Annotated in this window: 17 protein-coding genes; 6 read left to right on the top strand and 11 right to left on the bottom strand. The window is 43.4% G+C overall.

Annotated elements, in window-relative coordinates; translation table 11 throughout:
- The first annotated feature begins 62 nt into the window (after positions 1-62).
- Together FHW89_RS02580 and FHW89_RS02575 are read left to right on the top strand one after the other, a co-directional pair.
- The gene (locus FHW89_RS02580; RefSeq protein ID WP_172333432.1) at positions 63-1,775 is read left to right on the top strand and encodes an ABC transporter ATP-binding protein; all 1,713 of its coding nucleotides are present in this window, start codon (positions 63-65) and stop codon (positions 1,773-1,775) included.
- Positions 1,772-2,827 carry a glycosyltransferase gene (locus FHW89_RS02575; RefSeq protein WP_172333431.1) on the top strand — a complete coding sequence of 352 codons (1,056 nt, stop codon included), beginning with the start codon at positions 1,772-1,774 and terminating at the stop codon, positions 2,825-2,827. Before FHW89_RS02580 ends, FHW89_RS02575 begins: the two co-directional genes overlap by 4 nt.
- A 395-nt stretch (positions 2,828-3,222) precedes the next feature.
- On the opposite strand, the gene FHW89_RS02570 is transcribed toward FHW89_RS02575, so the two are convergent.
- The 3 genes from FHW89_RS02570 to FHW89_RS02560 are packed head-to-tail and all read right to left on the bottom strand — an operon-like array spanning position 3,223 to position 6,266.
- Entirely contained in the window at positions 3,223-4,356 is a 1,134-nt protein-coding gene (locus FHW89_RS02570; protein WP_172333430.1) for a glycosyltransferase family 4 protein, read from the bottom strand.
- Positions 4,357-4,359: 3 nt separating this feature from the next.
- Positions 4,360-5,526, bottom strand: a complete 1,167-nt coding sequence (locus FHW89_RS02565; RefSeq protein WP_172333429.1) for an amidohydrolase family protein — start codon at positions 5,524-5,526, stop codon at positions 4,360-4,362.
- On the bottom strand, positions 5,526-6,266 hold the full coding sequence (locus FHW89_RS02560) for a class I SAM-dependent methyltransferase (protein ID WP_172333428.1): 741 nt from the start codon (positions 6,264-6,266) through the stop codon (positions 5,526-5,528). Before FHW89_RS02560 ends, FHW89_RS02565 begins: the two co-directional genes overlap by 1 nt.
- A gap of 225 nt (positions 6,267-6,491) precedes the next feature.
- Between FHW89_RS02560 and FHW89_RS02555 the strand changes: the two genes are divergently transcribed.
- From FHW89_RS02555 to FHW89_RS02540, 4 genes are read left to right on the top strand one after another with little or no spacing between them, the layout of a single operon-like run.
- Complete coding sequence (locus FHW89_RS02555) at positions 6,492-8,000, top strand: B12-binding domain-containing radical SAM protein (RefSeq protein ID WP_216650450.1); 1,509 nt, start codon at positions 6,492-6,494, stop codon at positions 7,998-8,000.
- 33 nt (positions 8,001-8,033) lie between these two features.
- Positions 8,034-9,083: a radical SAM protein gene (locus FHW89_RS02550; RefSeq protein ID WP_172333427.1), complete on the top strand. Its 1,050-nt coding sequence runs from the start codon at positions 8,034-8,036 to the stop codon at positions 9,081-9,083.
- A gap of 3 nt (positions 9,084-9,086) precedes the next feature.
- Entirely contained in the window at positions 9,087-10,556 is a 1,470-nt protein-coding gene (locus FHW89_RS02545; protein ID WP_172333426.1) for a radical SAM protein, read from the top strand.
- Entirely contained in the window at positions 10,553-11,374 is an 822-nt protein-coding gene (locus tag FHW89_RS02540) for a class I SAM-dependent methyltransferase (protein WP_172333425.1), read from the top strand. Before FHW89_RS02545 ends, FHW89_RS02540 begins: the two co-directional genes overlap by 4 nt.
- A gap of 181 nt (positions 11,375-11,555) precedes the next feature.
- Here FHW89_RS02540 and FHW89_RS02535 read toward each other — a convergent pair whose 3' ends face one another.
- The 8 genes from FHW89_RS02535 to FHW89_RS02500 form a co-directional block, all read right to left on the bottom strand.
- The gene (locus FHW89_RS02535; RefSeq protein WP_172333424.1) at positions 11,556-12,476 is read right to left on the bottom strand and encodes a hypothetical protein; all 921 of its coding nucleotides are present in this window, start codon (positions 12,474-12,476) and stop codon (positions 11,556-11,558) included.
- A 26-nt stretch (positions 12,477-12,502) separates the two neighbouring features.
- Positions 12,503-13,822 carry an O-antigen ligase gene (locus FHW89_RS02530; protein ID WP_172333423.1) on the bottom strand — a complete coding sequence of 440 codons (1,320 nt, stop codon included), beginning with the start codon at positions 13,820-13,822 and terminating at the stop codon, positions 12,503-12,505.
- On the bottom strand, positions 13,800-14,927 hold the full coding sequence (locus tag FHW89_RS02525) for a DUF1972 domain-containing protein (RefSeq protein WP_172333422.1): 1,128 nt from the start codon (positions 14,925-14,927) through the stop codon (positions 13,800-13,802). Before FHW89_RS02525 ends, FHW89_RS02530 begins: the two co-directional genes overlap by 23 nt.
- A gap of 2 nt (positions 14,928-14,929) precedes the next feature.
- Positions 14,930-16,003, bottom strand: coding sequence for a glycosyltransferase family 4 protein (locus FHW89_RS02520; RefSeq protein ID WP_172333421.1), 1,074 nt, complete (start codon positions 16,001-16,003; stop codon positions 14,930-14,932).
- Positions 16,000-16,968, bottom strand: a complete 969-nt coding sequence (locus FHW89_RS02515) for a glycosyltransferase (protein WP_172333420.1) — start codon at positions 16,966-16,968, stop codon at positions 16,000-16,002. Before FHW89_RS02515 ends, FHW89_RS02520 begins: the two co-directional genes overlap by 4 nt.
- The gene (locus tag FHW89_RS02510) at positions 16,965-18,632 is read right to left on the bottom strand and encodes a hypothetical protein (RefSeq protein WP_172333419.1); all 1,668 of its coding nucleotides are present in this window, start codon (positions 18,630-18,632) and stop codon (positions 16,965-16,967) included. Before FHW89_RS02510 ends, FHW89_RS02515 begins: the two co-directional genes overlap by 4 nt.
- Positions 18,633-18,784: 152 nt before the next feature.
- Positions 18,785-20,200, bottom strand: a complete 1,416-nt coding sequence (locus tag FHW89_RS02505) for an oligosaccharide flippase family protein (protein WP_172333418.1) — start codon at positions 20,198-20,200, stop codon at positions 18,785-18,787.
- Between the two features lie 15 nt (positions 20,201-20,215).
- Positions 20,216-21,040, bottom strand: a complete 825-nt coding sequence (locus FHW89_RS02500) for a glycosyltransferase family 2 protein (protein ID WP_172333417.1) — start codon at positions 21,038-21,040, stop codon at positions 20,216-20,218.
- Positions 21,041-21,135 lie beyond the last annotated feature (95 nt).

Raw genomic sequence — 21,135 nt, 5'->3', positions numbered from 1 at the left:
AGACAGAAAATAACCACATTGTTTTTCTTGGTTCTTGACTCTTAATTCTTGCTTCTTAAAAAATGAAGCATATTATAAAAGGCATTTTAACACTGCTGAACAGGCAGGAGAAAGCGCAATTGAGCAGGCTCATCCTGCTCGATCTGTTGATCAGCGCGCTTGATATCGCTTTTCTGGGGATGCTGTTACTGGTAGTCGGAATTTACACTTCGACTAAAACCATCAATAACGGCTTTGCCTTTTTGCCTTCTGGCTGGTTCAACAAAAATTCCATGCTGCTCATCAGTATATTCCTGGTACTTTTTTGCTTTAAAAACTGGATGGGCTACCTCATTATGCGTTTTCAGCATCATTTTTTTTATGGAGTAGCTTCGCGCTTATCAAAAAGGAACATCATCAATTACCTGAAAAATGATTACGTGAACTTTGTTAATGTCGATTCCTCTATCCATATCCGGCAGATCAGTCAGCAGCCTATTGAGTTTAGTCATTACATCCTCACCAACGTGCAACAGGTTATTTCGCAGGGCATCCTTATCCTGTTTACGGTTTGTGCTATACTCATCTATCAGCCCATATTATTTCTATTGCTGCTGCTGTTGCTGTTACCTCCGGTAATTTTACTGGCCTGGTTTATCCGGAAACGGTCGAAACAGATCAGGGTGAATACCAAACAGGCCAGCGAAAAAACGCTTCAGCATTTACAGGAATCATTAGCCGGTTTTGTGGAGAGTAATATTTATGATAAAACCAGCTTTTTCACCAATCGTTACCACAGCTATCAGCAACGGCTGAATGATAACCTGGCCGGGCAACAAACCTTGCAGGCTTTACCATCGCGCCTGGTGGAGGTCTTCGCGGTGCTGGGTTTCTTTATATTAGTGCTCATCAATAAATACTGGACCAACCAGCCAGTAATTGATCTGCTCACTATCGGCGTTTTTATGGCTGCCGCCTACAAGATCATCCCCGGTATTATCAAAATACTCAACAGCACCGGGCAAATAAAAACTTATGAGTTTACGCTGAATGATCTGACCTCACCCCGGTCCTCTCAAAAGGAGAGGACTTTACTTAGCGGCTTTGCTGATCCAGGCTCCCTCTCCTTTGGAGAGGGCTGGGGTGAGGCTGAGGCTATCACCTCCATCCAATTCAACAACATCAGCTTCCGGTATAAAGATCATCAGATCCTAAAAAACAGCAGCTTTAGTATCGAAAAGGGCGATCTGGCGGGTATCTCGGCCTTATCTGGCAGAGGCAAAACCACGCTCATCAATCTATTGTTAGGCTTTTTAGTGCCTGATGATGGGGATATCCTCATCAATGACCAGGTAGCAAATATTATCGCCAGAAAACAGTATTGGAACAGGATAGCCTATGTAAAGCAACAGGGTTATTTTATTCATGACACGATTCTTAAAAATATCACCCTCAGCGATGAGGAAAGTGAGCATGAAAAACTGGCTGAGGCTATCGCAATATGCGGACTTAACCCATTGCTGAATGGCAATGCAGAAGGATTGTACCAGACCGTCAGGGAAAATGGGAAAAACTTGAGCGGCGGTCAGCGCCAGCGCATATTGCTTGCCCGGGCGCTTTACCATGATTTTGACGTACTGATATTGGATGAACCTTTTGGCGAGATGGATCAACAGGCCGAGGAAGCCATTTTGATACAACTGCAACGACTGGCTGCTTCGGGCAAAATGATCCTTTTTATAACCCATAACACCGCGAGCCTGAGCTATTGCAACAAACTGATAACACTGGAATGACCAAACAAAAAACCATAGTGATATTAAGTCCCGGTTTCCCGGCTGATGAAAACGATACTACCTGCATACCGTCTATGCAGGTCTTTGTAAGGGGACTAAAGCAAAATAAGCCCGGGCTGCATATCGTGGTGGTTAGTTTTCAGTACCCATTTAAAGCCGCGCGATATAACTGGCAAGGGGTGGAGGTGATCGCATTGGCAGGAAAAGGCAAAGGTCAGTTATACCGCTTAATTACCTGGCGGCGGGTATGGCAAACGCTTAAACAATTGCATGCCCGGTATGAACTGATGGGCCTATTGAGCTTTTGGATGGGTGAGGCCGCCTATATGGGTAAGCGCTTTGCCAAAAAGTATAACCTGCCACAATATACCTGGCTGCTTGGCCAGGATGCCAAAGCGGGTAACCATTACGTAAAACAGGTAAAACCACTGGCTGGCGAATTAATAGCCATATCTGATTTTTTGGCCAGGGAGTTCAGCATTAATTACCATATACAGCCAGGTTATACAATCCCATCGGGGATAGATGTCACACTTTTTGGAGAGCAATCCACCAACCGGGAGATCGACATCATTGGGGTAGGCTCGCTGATACCATTGAAGCAATACAACCTGTTTATCCAGGTAGTAAAAAGCCTTACAAGGCAATTTCCGCATTTAAAAGCGGTGATATGTGGTAAAGGTCCTGAAATGGAGAACCTCCAAAAACAGATCAGCAGGCTAAAGTTGGAAGATCATATCGAACTTAAGGGAGAGCTCTCGCACCCCGAAGTTCTGGCATTAATGCAACGCTCCAAGATACTGCTGCACACCTCGGCCTACGAAGGCTACAGCACCGTTTTAAGCGAAGGCCTGTATGCAGGCTGCCATGTGGTAAGCCTGGTAAAGGGAATGGATTCGCGCCCGCCACAGCATCATGTACCTGGTAATGTTGAGAATATACCCGGGATAATTAAAGAGCTGCTGCACGATCCTGATTTGCTGCATGAGCCCGTACTGGCATATCCCGTAGAAACCATTGCCACCCGGGTTGCCGCTTTATTTGGGTGTTGAGTATTCTTGTTTCTCCTAAACTAAACGTTATTTCGAACGAACCACGACAATCTCCATAATTCAGGTTGTCATCCTGAGGAACGAAGGATCTATTCGCAGACAGTTCTGTAGTATAATAGATTGTTCGCTACGCTCAGAATGACAGGAGATTTTTTACTGTCTACTCGTGGTTTCACCTTTATTGGCGCAAGTCTTGTGTTATGGTATTGTGGGTCGATGACTTGTGACATCATCAGACTCATAAGCACAAGTCATCAGCGCACCAGCAACCACCCAAGACTTGCGCTAAAAAAGATAAAAAAACTATTTTGTCATGCTGAACTACAATGAATGTAAGCGTCCACGCTTACGATTGCAACATCAGACAAGTAAGCGTGGACGCTTACTCTAAAAAATCATTCAAGCGTTGACGCTTGAATGGGCGTCGTGACCTGCTCACAAATACCCACCAGATCATCAGCGATATTCTTAAAACTGAGGTGTTGATGAAAATGAATTAAGGTATCGTCAGAAAGCTTTTTTTGATCGGCGTTATTCACAGTATAAAGCAATCTGGCCAGCGCATTGGCATCACCCGGGGGATATAGAAACCCGCAACGGCCATTTCCGGTTATTTTTTGATATGGAGGAATATCAGTGATCAGCGGAACACAGCCACAGGCCATAGCCTCTAATAAAGCATATCCACTGCCTTCTTTATGGCTGCCCGAGATATAAAAATCGGCCGCGCTATACCAGTAGGGCAATTCGTGGTTAGCAACGCGGCCCACCAATACCACCGCGTTTGCCAGCAGCTTACTGGAGGCAAACAAGGCCATTATATCATTGATCATATCCTCACTTTGGTAGATCATATACAATTTGGCCTCGGGTTTTATCTTCAGATACTGCATAAAACCCAATAAAACAGCTATAGGGTCTTTATTGGCATTTAACCTGCCAACCCATAAAATATTGGTTTCGCCCGCCATTTGGGTGCGTGTTTTACTTATTTGCTTATCTTTTTGCTGAAGATTGGTGGAGGCCTCCAGCAGTTCAAATATGGGGGCATCCTGTTTGATGATGTTTTTCCTTTTCCAGACCATAGCATTACCGGCAGCCGTAAAAATAAAAGCATCGGCAAAACTGCAGGCTATTTTTTGCAGCCAGCCTTTGATACCGCCGAAGGGCAACCCACCATGATGCTGGATCATAATTTTGAATCCCTTACCGCAAAACAATCGCAAAAAAATCACTTGCAACGGAAAGATGAATCCCTGCACCAGTACCACATCCGGCTTGAGTTTTTTGATATATTGATGTGTTTTTAGCGTGATGGACCAAAACCGGTTTCGGCCTTTAAAAAAATGATAAGGCACACCATCCATAACAACGTGCTCTTCAAAGGCGGCGTGTTTAACAAAACAAAAGTCGATCTTATGGATAAGATAAGGTGCAAAGGCAAGAGCAGGGGCATGGTTTTCCCTAACCTGGGCGGTATGGGTATAATCGCGATGTGCATAATAAGTAAGGTCAACCAGCTTTATCACCTTTTAAAATGTTTGATGATCCATAAATTCAAACGGGAAAGTAAATTCAGGCAAATACAAATGAATTTGCTCCGTCAATTCCCCAAGGTTACCTTCAATATATTTATAAGCTTTTCCTACTCTGATCAGACTAAAATCGCGCCCCTTTACTACGGAAGCAACTTGCAGTAACAACTCATGATCAAACAGACGGATATTACCCTTATGCATCACCATAAGCAAACCGGCAGGGCTAAGACCGTGAAAAGAGTCAAACCCAGTGGCTCCATTTTTTTGGCGGGCTATCACCAGGTCGGCATCTTTTCCCGGGCTGATTTCGCCGGTATTCATCAGCCATACTTTCGCGGCGTTACTATTCAGGGATTGGTATAACTCTTCGTCTGTAAGCAAACCTGTTTTACGGGCCATGGTGATGTGATCCCATATGTTCCAGTTGCCAGTAAGGGTAGAGTCGGTGCCAAATAAAATAGTGGTGTGTTGTTTTAATTGATCGATAGAGGCCGTTTTATTCAACAAATAATAGTTCGACTCGGGGCACCACACAATACCTTTAAAATTAGCAGCTTGTGCGCCGGTCATGGCCACGGCATGGATACCAATTAGCGGCCGGCGCCATTTGTTCCAGCGGATAAGACTGTCAATTTCTGTTGAAGCCGCCTCATCCGTACCCTCGCCAATATGTATCGCTACAGGCAAATGGCGTCTTAAGGGATTGTTGAGTTTCAGTCGCCATAGGTTCTCAAAACCTACGGAGTGCAAATCCTGTGTTTCTTCAAAAACGTTGATCAATGAGCCATCAAGGCTTAGATGTTCGCCATGATTAACCACGGTTGTAACCCCGCAAAGCAGGTTTTTGTATATTCCCCAGCGAATACGCAGCGGAGCGGGTACCCGCAATATATGATTTATCTCGGGTTTATAATGTTTGTGGATATAAGCGCCCCACTCGGTATAGTTTATATATATGCGATTACCTAACTGGGGGAAAAGATTAAAATCAAGATGATCGTGCGAATTGATCAACCCGGGAAAGATCATGGCATTATCAAAATGTAAATCAGTGTCATCCCCGGTAATTGACACAGGTGTTACCTCATCAATTTTACCTTTATTGATCCTGACGTTTACACATTGCCCGCCATCGGCCATTCGCAGCCCGTGGAGTATCATTATCCCTTTTTTAAATGAATACCGTATATCACCGGGAAACCTTTATACTTTTCATACACATGCAGCGCGTGTTGTTTGGCATAAAAAGGCTTCATGCTTTCGTCTATTTTGATCTCCTCCTGTAAAAGCAGCTCAAAATTATTCCGGAACAAGGCATCTTTTATGGTATAAATGGGGTGTACGTAGTTCTGCACGGCCATTACCGAGTTATTGTGCTTAAATGTCCGTTTACCGCCGGAAGCCAGGATATGGGGATGAAAATCGGTGATAATGAGCTCGCCGCCGCTTTTGAGCAAACGGGCCCAAGCCTGCATAGCTTCTTCAATATCCTCAATATGGGCCACGGTAAGGGTAGATATGATCACATCGTAAGTTTCGTCGGGAATCACAGAAAACAAATTATTAGTGATCATATAGGTATGCGCCTGCGGATATTTTTCGTTCAGTTTTTTCAACATTCCGCCAGATACATCAAACCCGGTTAACGTGCCGGGCTCTTTACTAAATAACAGCGACCAGTGCCTGCCTGTGCCACAACCAATATCGGCCACCTGTTTACCTTTGATATCAACGTTGCTGATGAGCTGCTCAAACAGCTTTCCGTCCAGGTGCAGCATGAGGTTATCGGGTTGGCTATCATAATTCTCGGCCCAGATATCATAAGCGTCAACCGCGTTTTTTTCGGTTACGGCCGATAATGACCTTTTTTTCTGTAAGTAGTTTTTTATGGTTGCCAGCATAGTAATCATCTTTTATAACAATACGGTGTAAAACGCCTTGAGGTTGCCTGCATTTTTTTATTGCTGGCTGAGGCAACCACTGCCCAATACCCAGCGTAATGTATTAAGAACGGTTATAATTTTTATGATTTAGGGTTGTGTAAGCGATGGGGGTAAAACCTCATCGCTTATCATTAAAATTAAATGACCGGTCTTTAAATATTCATGCGTCAAGAATAAATCTATATGGCAAAAATCAATAAGGTAATACTGTTTAACCCAAGAAGTGCTATAGCCAAATACCGTATACCTAATTCCATTTTAAATATAGCGGCCTCTATTGAAGGAAAATATGAATGGGCCATTGTTGACGGCAACTGTGAAGCCGACCCGATGGAGAAAATAGAAAGCTATTTACGAACCGGTGAGTATGGCTACCTGGGTTTCACGGTGATGCCCGGCCCGCAATTAAAGCAAGCCATTGAAATAGCCAAAGCCATAAAAATAAAATACCCATATACCACCATGATCTGGGGAGGTTATTTCCCTTCTAATCAGCCCAAAGTGGTATTGGATTCTAAATATGTTGATTTTATTATCAACGGGCCCGGCGATAATGCTTTTCCTTTGCTGATAGACGCGTTGGAGAACAGTAAGCCTTACGAGTTCATCAAAAACCTGATCTACAAGGCCGATGGTAAAATAACCAAAACCATCAAAGAAGATCTGCTTGATCAGGATTCATTGCCGCCATTGCCTTATGATAAGCTGAACAATTTTTATCCCATACCTAAATTCCTGGGTAAAACCTACCTGGGCGAGCATACGTTGGCTTATCATTCCAGCATTGGCTGCCCTTTTACCTGTTCGTTTTGCGCGGTGGTGCCTATTTATGAGGCCCGCTGGAAAGCCAAATCGGCACAAACGGTGTATAAGGATGTAAAATACATTAAAGATAAATGGGGCGCCGATGCCATTGAGTTTCACGACAATAACTTTTTTGTATCCGAGAAACGCGCGGTTGATTTTTCCAAACTCATTAAACCCGAAAACATGACCTGGTGGGGTATGGCACGCATCGACACCATGGATAAGTTTAAAGATTCATCGCTGGAGATTATCCGGGAATCGGGTTGCAAATGTATTTTCTTTGGGGCCGAAAGCGGCAACAACGAGATCCTGGAACAGATGGATAAAGGCGGCACCCAAACCGGCGAACAGATCATCCGTTTTGCCGAGCGGATGAAGAAATTCGATATCATCCCCGAATATTCTTTTGTATTAGGCACACCAGCGGAAACGCCCGAGAAAGTGCAGAAGCAGATAGATTTTGAGATCAATTTTATCAAACAGGTAAAAGCCGTTAACCCTAAAACTGAGATTGTTATTTATACCTATACACCGGTGCCCACAGAGGGCTCCGAACTGTACAAACAAGTTTTGGAATCGGGCTTCGCCTATCCTCAGATATTGGAAGACTGGATAAGCCCGGCCTGGGAAAGCTTCGATCTGCGCAAAAACCCGTTAACCCCCTGGATAAAACCGGAAATGATTGACAAGATCAGAAATTTTGAGACCGTATTGAATGGCGTTTACCCAACGGTTACCGATATCAGGATGAATGACCTCAAGAGAAGATCAATTAAGCTGATATCGAGCCTGCGTTATAAAACAAACCTGTACAAGTACCCATACGAAATAAAGCTGTTGCAAAGGTTCTGGAAATACCGCCAGCCGGAGATCCAGGGTTTTTAATTGTGTTTAAGATTTGAAAGAAAAACCATAGTTATGGCAGGTCAGTCGTTATACCATACTTTTAAGCGTTACCGCACACTGCAAACGCACAGGATATCAGTATTGCCCATTGTAATATTAATGCCTCACAGCGCCTGTAACTGCCGTTGTGTGATGTGTGACATCTGGAAGGACAACAAAAACCTGAAACAACTAACCGAAGCAGATATCAGCGGCTTATTGGCATCCTTAAAACAACTCGGCACCAAACAAGTGCTCATGTCTGGTGGCGAGGCTTTATTAAATTCCAATTTCTTTGCGTTGTGCCGCATCCTTAAAAATGCCGGTATCAAAGTAACGCTGCTCACCACCGGTTTATCCATAAAAAGCAATGCAGAGCAATTGTTGACCTGGGTTGACTATTTGATTGTATCCTTAGATGGTGATGAACCCCTGCATGATGCTATCCGGAACATTCCCAATGCCTTCCGCAAGCTTAAGGAAGGGGTGGAGTATATCAAAAAACTAAACCCCGCGTATCGTATAACCGGTCGTACGGTGATACACCGGCTCAACTATCGTAACTGGCCGGCTATTATTGCCGAAGCAAAAAAAATGGGGCTCGACCAGGTGAGCTTTTTGCCCGCCGATGTGAGCAGTCATGCTTTTAACCGCCAGCAGGCCTGGGAAGAACCACGACAGGACGAAATACGGATAGCAGAACGTGAACTTCCCGAATTGAATGAAGTAGTCAATTACCTGATGACCAAATATGCCGCCGAGTTTGATAACCGCTTTATTGCGGAAAGCCGCGAAAAGATCAGGGACATTTATCATTATTATGCCGCTTTTTATGGCTTGAATGATTTCCCTTTTAAAAAATGCAATGCACCCTGGGTATCCACAGTTGTGGAAGCCGATGGCACCGTGCGGCCATGTTTTTTTATGGAAGGTATGGGCAATATCAGGGATACCCCGCTTAAACAAATCATTAACAGCGACGAAGCCATCGCCTTCCGCAGGGCATTGGATACCTCGGGGCACCCAACCTGTGTAAAATGCGTTTGCTCACTTAACCTGTCGCCATTAACCAATGTCGCTTAACCTATGGAACAGTTAAATCATATACTTTTTACGCATTCCTATTTTTTGCGTTTCGATCCCAAACAATGGGCGCAGGGACAGCCATATCCGCCACTAGGCACTTTATATGCTGCTTCATTGATGCGGCAAAACAATTACCAGGTATCGCTTTTTGATACAATGTTTAGTCATACCCCACTTGAGATCACGGATCTCCTGGATAAAACCCGTCCCGGTTTTTTTGTGATCTATGACGATGGTTTTAATTACCTCACCAAAATGTGCCTCACCAATATGCGCGAGGCTGCTTTTGCCATGTGCAAATTGGCCAAAGAGCGCGGCTGCACCGTCATTGTGGCCAGTTCCGACTCAACCGACCGTTTCAAAGAATATCTGGCCGAGGGCGCCGACTTTGTGATCATCGGCGAAGCAGAGCAAACTTTACTGGAATTGACTAATACCATAAAAAAGGGAGAAGATTTCTCTCATATACAAGGCCTTGCTTATCTACAGGATAATGTCCCGGTTAAAACACCGGGCAGGCCTGTGTTGAAAGATCTGGATAGTTTGCCATTACCGGCCTGGGACCTGGTTAACATTGCGCCATATCGCGAATGCTGGCTGCAGCATAAAGGTTATTTTTCGCTCAATGTGGGTACCACACGCGGCTGCCCCTTTAAGTGTAACTGGTGCGCCAAACCTATTTATGGTAACCGCTACAATTCGCGCAGTCCCGAAAATGTGATCATCGAGTTGAAGCTGATGAAGGAGATGTTCAACATGGATCATATCTGGTTTTGTGATGATATTTTTGGCTTGAAACCAGGTTGGGTAGTTGAATTCGCCAGATTAGTAAAACAGGAGGGCTTGCAGTTCAGGTACAAGCTGCAATCCCGCGCCGATCTGTTACTGGATGATGAAACCGTGGAAGCTTTAGCAGCATCGGGCTGTGATAATGTTTGGATAGGCGCGGAAAGCGGATCGCAAAAGATACTGGATGCCATGGATAAGGGCACTACCATACAACAGATATACACCGCAACCCAAATGATGAAAAAGCATGGCATCAAACCATCTTTCTTTATCCAGTTTGGTTATCCGGGCGAAAACAAGGAAGATATCAGGCGAACCATCCGTATGATCAACAACTTGCTGCCTTATGAAATTGGTATATCAGTTTCGTACCCACTGCCCGGTACGCTGTTTTATGAAAAAGTAAAGGCCGATCTGCAGCAAAAAACCAACTGGACCGACTCCGACGAGATGGCACTGATGTTCAACAATACCTTTAAGCCTGCTTACTACAAACAGCTGCACAAGTACGTACATCAAAACTATCATGCTCATCTGGCTAAACATAGTTTGGTTGAGCTGTTGAGCAACCCCTTTAAACCAAGTGTAAAACGCATCCGCAAGGCCGCATCCGTATTATACCATGCACCCGCTATGATGATTGAGCGTTTTAAACTTAATCAACTGGAAAAAGCATCATGACAAACGGGATAAGCATAACGAGTACCAACGAAACCGATGCCTCTACAGCTTTTAGCCGGCAGTCGGTTATTTTTGATGAGATCTATTCCAGCAATACCATTGTTAACTATAAACGGGCAAGGGTAAGGCAACATGTTTTGCAATACCTGGCGCCCAACAGTAGTATCCTGGAGCTTAACAGCGGAACCGGCGAAGATGCCTTGTTTTTTGCCAAAAATGGTCACCGGGTACATGCTACCGATATATCCACAGGCATGCAACAGGTACTGCGCCAAAAAACTGAAGCTTACCGCGACCGGATCAGCACAGAAATTTGCTCTTTTACTCAATTGGCCCAACTGCAAAACCAGGGGCCATTTGACCATATATTCTCTAACTTTGGTGGTCTCAATTGTACCTGCGAACTGGACAAAGTTCTCCTGTCTTTTGACCAGCTTTTAAAACCAGGCGGCAAGGTAACGCTGGTGGTTATTCCCGGCTTTTGCCTGTGGGAAACCTTGCTGGTTTTTAAAGGCAAATTCAAAACCGCCTTCCGCAGGTTTTTTAGCAGCAATGGCCGTACCGCACATATCGAGGGGACTTATTTCAAGTGCTTTTACTACAGTTCATCATTCATTATCAATACTTTAAAGGAATCATATAAAGTATTAGGTGTTGAGGGACTTTGCACCATTGTACCGCCATCCTACATTGAAGGCTTTGCTGAAAAGCATCCTAAAGCCTATCAATTCCTGAAAAACAAAGAAGATAAATTAAAAAGTAGCTGGCCCTGGAAATTCATGGGCGACTATTTTATTATCTCGCTGGAAAAGAAGTAACAAAACTATTCGGGAGTATTAATTTAAAGCTGTCATTTCGACCGCAGGGAGAAATCTTCTGCTCATTTCTAAACAACGTAAAAGATTTCTCCTCGTTCCTCGTTCGAAATGACAGCGGAAGTTGAACAGCTACGAGATCGCTTCGTCGTTCCTCCTCGCAATGACATAATTTCTTTATTTATTAATTCGCTACACTATGCTGGTTTTCTACCAGCAACTGTGCTATCCTGGTTTCGTAACGACTGATTAGACTAATCTGGAAATTCTTTGGATCGGGTTTGGCGTAATGTTTACCGGTTGCCATGGCCAGTACCATACCGTGATCATTTAACTTTTTCTCGCGGGTTTTCTGACTCCATCTGCTGGCCGTGATCCTCATGAACTTGTTATCCAGTAATTCGCCCAAACGATTATTCAATAACCATTCAACCAGGCTTTTTAAGGGAAATTTGCTTAAAGGTTTGGCTGTGGATACCCGCATGATATGATTGGGCAGATAGTCGCGTGTCCAGGCGTTGGCTGCAAAAAAATCGGCAAAGGTGGTATCGCCCTGTATCGGGATCAGGGTAACCACTTCGGTCGCCGTATAAATGTTCTTTTCGGCAATTTCCAGCTGCTGCTCATCTATATAGTAGTTCATGCAGAAGTAATGCTCGCGATTAACCAGGAAAGTGAGTTTTTTTAAAAAGTGCATCAATGTACGGGCCACCCACATGCGGTTGGGGGCGGTAACTATAAACAGATCGATATCTGATTCGGCATCGGCATAGTTTTTTGATAAAGAACCCGAAATAGCTATACCACGCACATAAGGGAAACGGATAAGGATATTACCTACCTTACGGGCTGTTTTAATCATATCGGCCGCTTTCTGGTTCCCGTCGTTTCTTCTTTTCACCAGGTAGGGATCGTTCTTTAGCATATAGAACCTGTCGAACCGATAAATCAGTCTGCAACTCACCAGGCAGGCCATAGCCAGATCAAAATCTATAGCATCGCACTTAACGGGCAGAAACAAACTTATCTCTTCCCGCGTAAGCGGATAGTTGAACACATCGAAATAAGCCAGTGTTGCCAATATGTTTTTTTTGATCTCTGCCACGGTGCTGTATATTTAGTAGTATATAATTATGACGTAGCAGCCAATGCGTTGGTTGCCAGCGGTATTAAATATTCATCAGGTTTTTGCTGCTCTTTGATAATTGTTTTATTATCAGGCGCCGAGAACAGGAAAAAGGAAAAGAAAAAGCTGTAAAACATCACGCCCTTATCTACATCCAATAAGTTTTCGCTCACCGACACCACAGCAATAATCAGCATAAAGCTGATGAACAAAACATCTTTTCGTTTGAAGGCCATTTTAAACCCATAAACCAGTGTCAGTATATAAATAACCAATCCCCATATACCCGATTTTAATACGAAACTGATATACTGATTATGGGAATTCAAGCCTTTGAGATAGGAGCTGTACATTTTGGCATTATAAAAATCATCCTTCAGCAAACCTACTTCCGAGCCTGAGCCATATCCCAGCAATGGTTTATCTTTTATGCGTGCGGCTGCGATATGCCAGCGTTCAAAGCGCGAATCTGAGTTCCGGGGGATGGTTTTATCTGTTGAAATATCGTCTTTCAGCAAGGTTATGTAGCGATCTCTGAAGGTGGATATGCTTAAAATTCCGGCAATACCTACTGCTGTGATCAACCATCCGGTAATCATGTATCGCCGACGCTGTTTTGCCTGTAGCAGATACAGTGGCAGTACCACGTTTACAGCCACAAAAAGGATAATCAATATTGATTTGGAACTCAACTGAATCATTCCACATACCAGGATAAGACAACTGATGATGTATATATTTCTTAACCACCTGGTTGTTACCCCTTTGATCAAAACCGACAGCAGGTAAACCAATGCGACAACCAGCTGGAAGGAGAAAAAAGTAGCGTGAATTTTTAACGGACCGGCGAAATTATGATTGGTAAAACCTTCACCAAAAATGGCCCGCAAAGGCATATGATAAAACCTAACGGTGGCCAAAACAACCACGAACAGGTAAAAAACGGTTAACGCGCAAACCAACGAAAACCCCATCAAGAAGTTTTCCCGGTATTTTTTCCAATCGAGGCCATTGAGTAGGAACATAACCGGGAACAGTAAGAGCGGGATCCGCAAAGTCCATTCATTAAAAGCAGCCTTTAGGTTGATAGTATAAATGGTGGCGATGATGGTAATAAATAAAACAGAAGGCAGTACCAACTGCTTAAAAGTACGTAATGCTTTTAGCCTGCTTTTATCCAGATGAATAAGCGTGTGCAGCGTAAAACTAATAAGAATGATATGACTGTAAAACATATCAAAAGGCAGGCTTGCCATGAGCAAGAGCACATGGTAATAGCTTATCCTATTGGCCGGTGTATCATTAATAAGCAATAATTGCTTCATGATTGGCGTGTTTATAGCTTTCCACAATAAATTCCTCGTACTGATCAATTACCGTTTCCCAATTAAACTGATCCTGGATCTTATGCAGGTTATTCATCACCATGCTTTTTTCTGTGTCTTGGCGCTGTACGTTTTCTACCAGTTCCCGCACTTCGAGAGCATTTGAAAAATAAAAAGCATCGGTATTCAGCACCGATTTATTGAAGGGGTTGTTATGCGCGGCGATAAGCGCTTCGCTGGCCATGGCTTCCAATAGAGATGGATTGGTGCCGCCTACGCTATGCCCATGAAAATACAGGTAAGAGTTATTTTGTAGCGATCGTACTTTGGGGTTATCAAAAATAGATCCTTTAAATTCTATACGCTCATCGTTATTAAATTTATTGGTGATATACTTGCCAAAGCGGTTGCCGGTATCGCCCAAAACTTTAAACTTTCTGCGCGAATTGCTTTTGTTAAATCCATCCAGAATAGTTTCGATATTATTTTCGGGCTCCATGCGTGCCATCAGCAGGAAATAATCTTCTTTTAAGGCTTCGTCAAAGTCATACTGTTCACGTTCCTGATCCGAGTAAACATCAGCGCCGTAGGGGATATATTCACTTGTAATGTTATATTTATCGGCAAGGTATGATTTGATCACCCTGGAGTCGGCCACATAATAATGACTGTACTTTACAGCCAACTTTTCGGCGTATTTTAAAAATTGCTGTACCGGTTTGGAGTACTTTGACCGTTTCCACTCCATACCATCCATATTGGTGATGATGGTACTATTTTTTGGATACAGTTTGCCCCAAACCGAGCTGCTGGTATAACCCATGATCAATACCACGTCAAACTTGTTTTTGCGGGCATCCAGCAGGCAATTCATATCATAGATGAATTGTCCGGCGGTACCTATCAAATATTCCGGGTCGTAGCAGTGTTTTATCTCCACACCATTCCAGCTATCCTGGGTATACGGGTGATTGTGCGAATTATAAACAGTTACCGAGTGCCCGCGTTTTACCAAACCGGCCGATACATATTCAGATATATGCTCAAATCCACCGTAATAATTGGGGATGCCCCGGGTTCCTAAAATGGCTATACGTAATTTCATGGCTATAATACTGATTGATACGCTTTTAATGTTTGTGATGCCGCCTGTTTCCAGGTGTACTGTTTTAATATGCGGTGTCTTAAAGTCTCATTGTAAGGCGTTTTGCTTGCCTTTTCAACAGCGGCCAGGATACTTTCCGGTGATGATGGATCGCAGTAAAAGGCGTCGTCGGCAAAATACTCGCGTACATCGCCTTTATCGCTGGTTACAATATTGCAACCCATGAGCGCGGCTTCAATCGAGCTCAGGCCGGTAGTTTCAAACCAGCTGGGCAGGATGTGCACTTTTGCCCGGCGGTAATATTTTACCAGTTCCTGCTGTGGGATGTGATCAATAAAAATCACATTATCGGCAGCTATTTCCCGGCATTCCTGGTAATAGGCCAGCTGATTTGGGGCATGTGTGCCAATCAACAGTAAGCGATAGGGGGTATTGTTGAGCGCACGTATCAGGTTCAGCTGATTTTTGATACCCTCTATTCGTGCTGCGCAGATCACCAGTTTCTCATCCTTTGGATAGTCCGGATCATACTGAAACATATTCTGATCGGCCCCGTTAGGCACTACCAGGTGTTTCACCTTGCGCTCGTATGATTGGATCACCCGGTTATACTCCGACTCTGAATTGGGCAGTATCATAGCGGCCCTGCTCAATATATTCTTGATGCTCTTACGCTGACCAAGCCAGGTGTATGACAAGCTTGCCAAACTATCGCGCCCCAGCAGGTAACGGGCTATGGATTTAATATACTCGATAGTATCAGTCGACAAATAGCGCAGCAGTCTGCCCATGCCTTTGCGATGGTATTTATCATACTCACCGTAATTGCACAAAATGGTAGATACTACATAGGGCTTACCTGCTTTCTGGCTATGATACAGGATATCGGCCGGGCGGGTAAGATTAAAAAAGTGAAGCAAATCGTAATGATTGTAGTGGATACTTTCATTAGCCAGCCTGATATCGGCAGTGATGCCCATCTCTGTCAAGTGACGCGCAGTCTGCACCGCCTGGATGGTATCACCGCCGGGCACGGTATATATGGTTGAGCGGGTTATAAATGCTACTTTGATCATTGCGCCAGCCTCCCTGAATTTAATTTATGAAACCACATGATGAATTTTTCGGGCAAAAAGCTGATAGTATATAACAGATAATTATCAAGTCGTAATGGCGATATGCTGATAGCTTTTACCACATGTCCCCGTGCCTTTTGCGGATGATAATTATTGACCAATAGTTTTTTGGCACACAAGGCATAATAGGCGCCATGCTTAACCTGGCGCAATTGCTGTTTTTGACCCATTGCGGTTAGCTGAGCACCGTCATCTGCGGTAACTACCTTGTTTTTAAGCGTGCTGTATTTTATTTTGAGGAATTTACGAGGTCGCCATTTTTCATCAATAGTGATGGATTCCGGATTAAGCCTGTGTTTGATTAAAGGCTGGGCGAAATTACAGGCCTTTTGATCTTTCAGGATGCTTACCCATAAAAAATGATCCTCATAGGTGTAAGCATATTCGCTATAACCGCCTGCTTTTAAGATCACTTCTTTTTTATAGAACACGGTGGGATGCATAAAGGGGCAAACCGACGATGCCAATTGCTGAATGTCTTCATTGCTTGTTGCCGGAGGGGTAGAGGTAAAAAGATAAGTACCTTCCATATCCATATAATCGGCGGCGGAGCCTATGATACTGTAATCGGGATTGTTGATCATAAAATCATACTGTATTTGTAAGCGCTCAGGATGGCACACGTCATCGGCATCAAACCGGGCTATATAAGGGGCACGGGCATATTTTAACCCGGTATTCAAGGCCAGGGATACCCCTTTATTGTCCTGGTGTATCATCACTATGCGCGGGTCGGCAAAGGAATGGATCACATCAACGGTATCATCTGTAGAGCCGTCATTAACTATAAGCAGTTCAAAATCGGTAAACGATTGCTCCAGCACCGACCGGATAGCATCGGCTATATATTTACCCACATTATAAGCAGGCATCAGAACCGTTATTTGGGGTGTGTCAAAATTCATGGGAGAATTGGTTTAACGGTTTCATTTTCTTTGATATTGAGCAATAACAGCAGTTCAAAAAACACCATTACCGATAGTTGTTCAAACCAGTAATCGGTCAGCAGAACAGCCAGCACCAAAAACAATATGGGCAAACCATAAGTGAGCTTTTGATAATGACGTATAAAAAAGCCTATATAACAGACTATAAACAGGATAATACCCAGTAAACCGTATTCGGCCAGTAATTGGTCATAAACAGAATAGGGGCTATTACTGATGGAGTGTAAACTTGTTTGTTTGCTATAAAAATACAGGTACAGATCAAGGTGATTAACCAAAAAATCGTGGTTGATATAGGCATATTTGGCAGGATACCCACCGGCAAAACCAGATCCTGCTGTTCGGTAAGCCAATTTCGATGAGAAATTACCAATACCTGTACCAGTGAGTATCTTGCCCAAATGGGTCCGAAAAAAGGCAATGGTTTGCAAAAATCCTGCCGCCTTACCGGGTATAGCATAAACAAAATCATCATTTCCGGCAGTAGGCAGGGCTGTTTTGTGCAATTTTATAAAATTCACCAATTGCAGCATTGCAAGCGGGGTTTCTTTATTGTATTGATAAAAATCACCGTTCAGGTTGGGTTCTGTAATGGCTATACGCCCTCCATCAGCCAGGAAAGCATTCTTTGCATAGTCCGGACGTCTACGCACCCTTATCGAATCCAGCATCTTGCCTACGCTGTCCAGATACAGGGTAGCTATCTTTTGTTTGCGTTCTTCGGGCGTTAGGGTATTATCGGGCCGGTCGGTAATACGCCAGTCGGCCATTGGGTTTACAGGCACGGCCGCGGTATTTACCGGTTTATCTTTTTTAAATAAGTGAATGAGTGTTTGCGTGGTGTAATTATTATTCTGCGGCGATATCTTAGCCATGAAAACAACCAGAAAAACAAAGCATACAACAACCAGGCTTTTTTGATAACGATCAGTTTTAAAAACAAACAGCAGCAATAATATGGGTAGTAAAGCCAGATTAACAAAATTGCTTGCGGTAAGCAGCAGGATAGCCATACAAACCAGCAGCATTGCGGCATTTTTGCGTATCAGGAAGTAAATAACACCAAAAGCGCATAATGTAGAATTGGTAATGGAAGTATCAAAGGCTATTCCTTTAATATAATCACCGGTGTTGATAAAGTATTTCTGATACTGCCCCTGGTAGGTATATGGGTTGATAGTGTGCGTTTTTAAAACGATAACGGCAAGTATCAATAAAGATATCAGGGCATTGATTATAAAAAAGGCTGTTATGGTTTGATGTACCTTTTCGGGGGTATTGTTGTCAATAGCCAGTTTAACCTGGTGTATAGCCAATATGCACAGCAGCCAAAAACCAATGCCGGTAAGCAGCACAATATTGTAATTACCATTGGTATAACCTTGATAAATGATCCAGTTAACTACAGCTATGATGATGATGAGCGGATAAAAAAGCGGCAGGCGGGAATCTTTAAACCGGAATCCGAATTTAAAATTGGCGGGCCATAAGCTAAACAGCAAAATAACCGGAATTTTTATGGCCAGCTTTACGTTTAAAAAAAGCAGCAAAAAGGTGAGTAGCCTCCAATCCACCTTATCATTTATTTTATCCCTATAAAAAGCCACTGCTCTGGTCAACATGCTCCGGTTTCTTTATAATCATTACGACCTAAAAATGGGATTGGTTGCCTGGAAGTTTTTTAAAGTATCAAGTAGTTAGTGTCAAGTATCAAGACTTTTAAAAATACATTCAGTCTACAAAAATCCAGATACTGGCTATCCGATACCCTGATCTATCGACCCAATATTTTACGGAAATTTTTATAGTCGGCAATTTTGATCTGGCGGCTAAGTGCTAAAGCCATAAAGTAAAAAGCCACCGAGGCCAGCAAAGCCAGCCAGAAGTTTTGGAATAGAAATTTAGCCAATACACCGCCGATAAGCGCGCAGGTAGTGCATTTTAACAAAATAAACAGACTACCATTCAATTCGCTGAGTTTATTTTTTGAGTTGAATAAAATAGCCTGCACAACGCATGATGCCAGGAAAGCGATAGCGGCGCCTTCGTTTTTAAAAAAGGGGATCAGCAGCAAATCGCCTATAACATTTACACCAAACGTTACCAGGAAAACCTGCAGGATCATTTTTAGGCGATTCTGTACAAAGTATATCGTCCAGAAAAAATTCATGATGTATATGAATGGCAGGCATAACGACAGGATGAAAATGGTATTACTATTAACTACGCCGTATTTTCCGCCGGTGATGTGATCAATCAATGGGTTCCAGCACATGTTCAGCAGCAAAGCAGTAAATGTAGCAATAACCATCTCGGCCCTGATCAGGAGTTTCAGGTTATTGCCGGTATAGCTTTCATCTTTAAACAACTGGGTAAATCGGGGTATCAATAAGGGCGCTATAGCCAGCAGGGGCAGGGTACCTATTTCGAATACTTTGTATGCAAAGCTATATTCGGCCAGTTTGATGGCCGATACCATAAAGCCGATAAACAACCAATCAAAACGGGCCAGTGCCGAGGTGATCAAAACAACGCCTACCTGTGGTAAGGACTGCCTGACCAGCAAACCGTATTCGGCTTTATTCCATCGGGGCGCGATGGATATGCCAATATATCTTTTGAACAGGTATACGCTGAATAAGAACTCCAGCGTATCACCGGCTATAAATACCCACATAATACCGGTAATGCTTAACAAATGCGTTATCGCTAATACAACCAAAGCGCAACCCCGAACGATGTTTGACACCACCAGCATATAAGCCTGCAGCTTAAATCGTTCCATCCCCCCGGATATCTGTTTAAGCGGGGTAGAAAAAAAGAGCATCAGCTTGCCCGCGCCAATAAATAAAATGAGCCGGTAAAGTAAGATGTCGCTGGTAAAAACTAGTTTGCCCAGTAACAGGATACCGTAGAACAAGATCCCCGTAAAAACTACATGGAATATATAAATGGATAGCACACTACGGGCATCATCGCCATGAGCTATCTTCTTTACCACGGTTTGATCGATACCAAAAGAAAGGATATTGAACGCGGTAAATATTACCGTAAGCGCCAGGTTAATCAACCCAAAACTATCTTTATCCAAATTGACAGAAAGCACGTAGAACATCAACACTCCGAACAATTGATTGATTACCAATTGCAGTGTATTGGCCGAAAGGTTTTGGATGAGCGTTTTTTTCATGGGCAACGCCCCGCTTTATTCGGTATGGGCATTGGCTTTAAGTTCGTATGCCATAACAGGTACTTCATACAGGTTTTTCTTTCCAACGGGATTTTGTTCGGCCTTATCCAGGTAATAATATTTTAACCAGGTATTTTTAAAGGCCATGCGGGCAATATTCCAGCCTTCTTTGCCATCTAAAAAACCTAATAAAAATACGTAAGCTTTTACAAAATGGAAGATAGGAGCAAGATATAATTTTACCATGCTGGCTTTTTTACCACTTTGCTGATATTTTAAGGCGCTCAACTGAGCGTAGTGCACAATTTTGGCCTCATGTTCCTGCACATTTTTAACTGAATAGTGGTGCAGATGACCGCTCAATTTCTGCACACGCATATTCTGCGGCAGCACCAGGGTTTCATGTACAGGTGGCTCCGACCATTTTACACGTGTGCGGTTAAATAACCTGATGTGATGATCGCGGCCCCAATTGCCAAAATTGATAGCTTTGTTGCCATAATAAGCTTTAAAAGGTATATCATAAACGGTATCGCAATCATCCAGCTTTAAGCGACTGATAGAAGTAAGCAGGTCAGCATCTGGTATTTCGTCAGCATCGATGCTCAGTATCCAGTTATAGCGGGCAAGGGCAATACCTTTATTTTTATTAGCTCCGTATCCGTCCCAGCTTTTTTGGTAAACGCGGCAGCCATTCTCTACCGATATATCAATAGTATGATCGGTACTATCGTTATCAACTACAACAATATCATCGGTTAACTGCCTCAGCATCGTGATGCTGCGGCCTATCATTTCGGCTTCGTTTTTGGTGATGATCACAACTGAAACTGGTACCATATGCAGATAATTAAAGATTTATCAAGCTTTTATTACACCATACCCGCCGGATACACCTGCAGGCTCTAATATGGTTGTCTATTAATATATCGTTG

Origin of the sequence: Mucilaginibacter sp. SG564, from assembly GCF_013149275.1 — a bacterium.
Classification (GTDB): Bacteria; Bacteroidota; Bacteroidia; order Sphingobacteriales; family Sphingobacteriaceae; genus Mucilaginibacter.
This window is presented reverse-complemented; position numbering and strand designations above follow the sequence as displayed.

What these genes read in the sequence shown, in the direction of transcription:
- FHW89_RS02575 (WP_172333431.1), top strand. Translation starts at nt 1,772, where the DNA reads ATGACCAAACAAAAAACCATAGTGATATTAAGTCCCGGTTTCCCGGCT.
- FHW89_RS02520 (WP_172333421.1), bottom strand. Translation starts at nt 16,003, where the DNA reads ATGATCAAAGTAGCATTTATAACCCGCTCAACCATATATACCGTGCCC.
- FHW89_RS02545 (WP_172333426.1), top strand. Translation starts at nt 9,087, where the DNA reads ATGGAACAGTTAAATCATATACTTTTTACGCATTCCTATTTTTTGCGT.
- FHW89_RS02540 (WP_172333425.1), top strand. Translation starts at nt 10,553, where the DNA reads ATGACAAACGGGATAAGCATAACGAGTACCAACGAAACCGATGCCTCT.
- FHW89_RS02550 (WP_172333427.1), top strand. Translation starts at nt 8,034, where the DNA reads ATGGCAGGTCAGTCGTTATACCATACTTTTAAGCGTTACCGCACACTG.
- FHW89_RS02515 (WP_172333420.1), bottom strand. Translation starts at nt 16,968, where the DNA reads ATGAATTTTGACACACCCCAAATAACGGTTCTGATGCCTGCTTATAAT.
- FHW89_RS02505 (WP_172333418.1), bottom strand. Translation starts at nt 20,200, where the DNA reads ATGAAAAAAACGCTCATCCAAAACCTTTCGGCCAATACACTGCAATTG.
- FHW89_RS02565 (WP_172333429.1), bottom strand. Translation starts at nt 5,526, where the DNA reads ATGATACTCCACGGGCTGCGAATGGCCGATGGCGGGCAATGTGTAAAC.
- FHW89_RS02580 (WP_172333432.1), top strand. Translation starts at nt 63, where the DNA reads ATGAAGCATATTATAAAAGGCATTTTAACACTGCTGAACAGGCAGGAG.
- FHW89_RS02500 (WP_172333417.1), bottom strand. Translation starts at nt 21,040, where the DNA reads ATGGTACCAGTTTCAGTTGTGATCATCACCAAAAACGAAGCCGAAATG.
- FHW89_RS02555 (WP_216650450.1), top strand. Translation starts at nt 6,492, where the DNA reads ATGGCAAAAATCAATAAGGTAATACTGTTTAACCCAAGAAGTGCTATA.
- FHW89_RS02560 (WP_172333428.1), bottom strand. Translation starts at nt 6,266, where the DNA reads ATGCTGGCAACCATAAAAAACTACTTACAGAAAAAAAGGTCATTATCG.
- FHW89_RS02510 (WP_172333419.1), bottom strand. Translation starts at nt 18,632, where the DNA reads ATGTTGACCAGAGCAGTGGCTTTTTATAGGGATAAAATAAATGATAAG.
- FHW89_RS02530 (WP_172333423.1), bottom strand. Translation starts at nt 13,822, where the DNA reads ATGAAGCAATTATTGCTTATTAATGATACACCGGCCAATAGGATAAGC.
- FHW89_RS02525 (WP_172333422.1), bottom strand. Translation starts at nt 14,927, where the DNA reads ATGAAATTACGTATAGCCATTTTAGGAACCCGGGGCATCCCCAATTAT.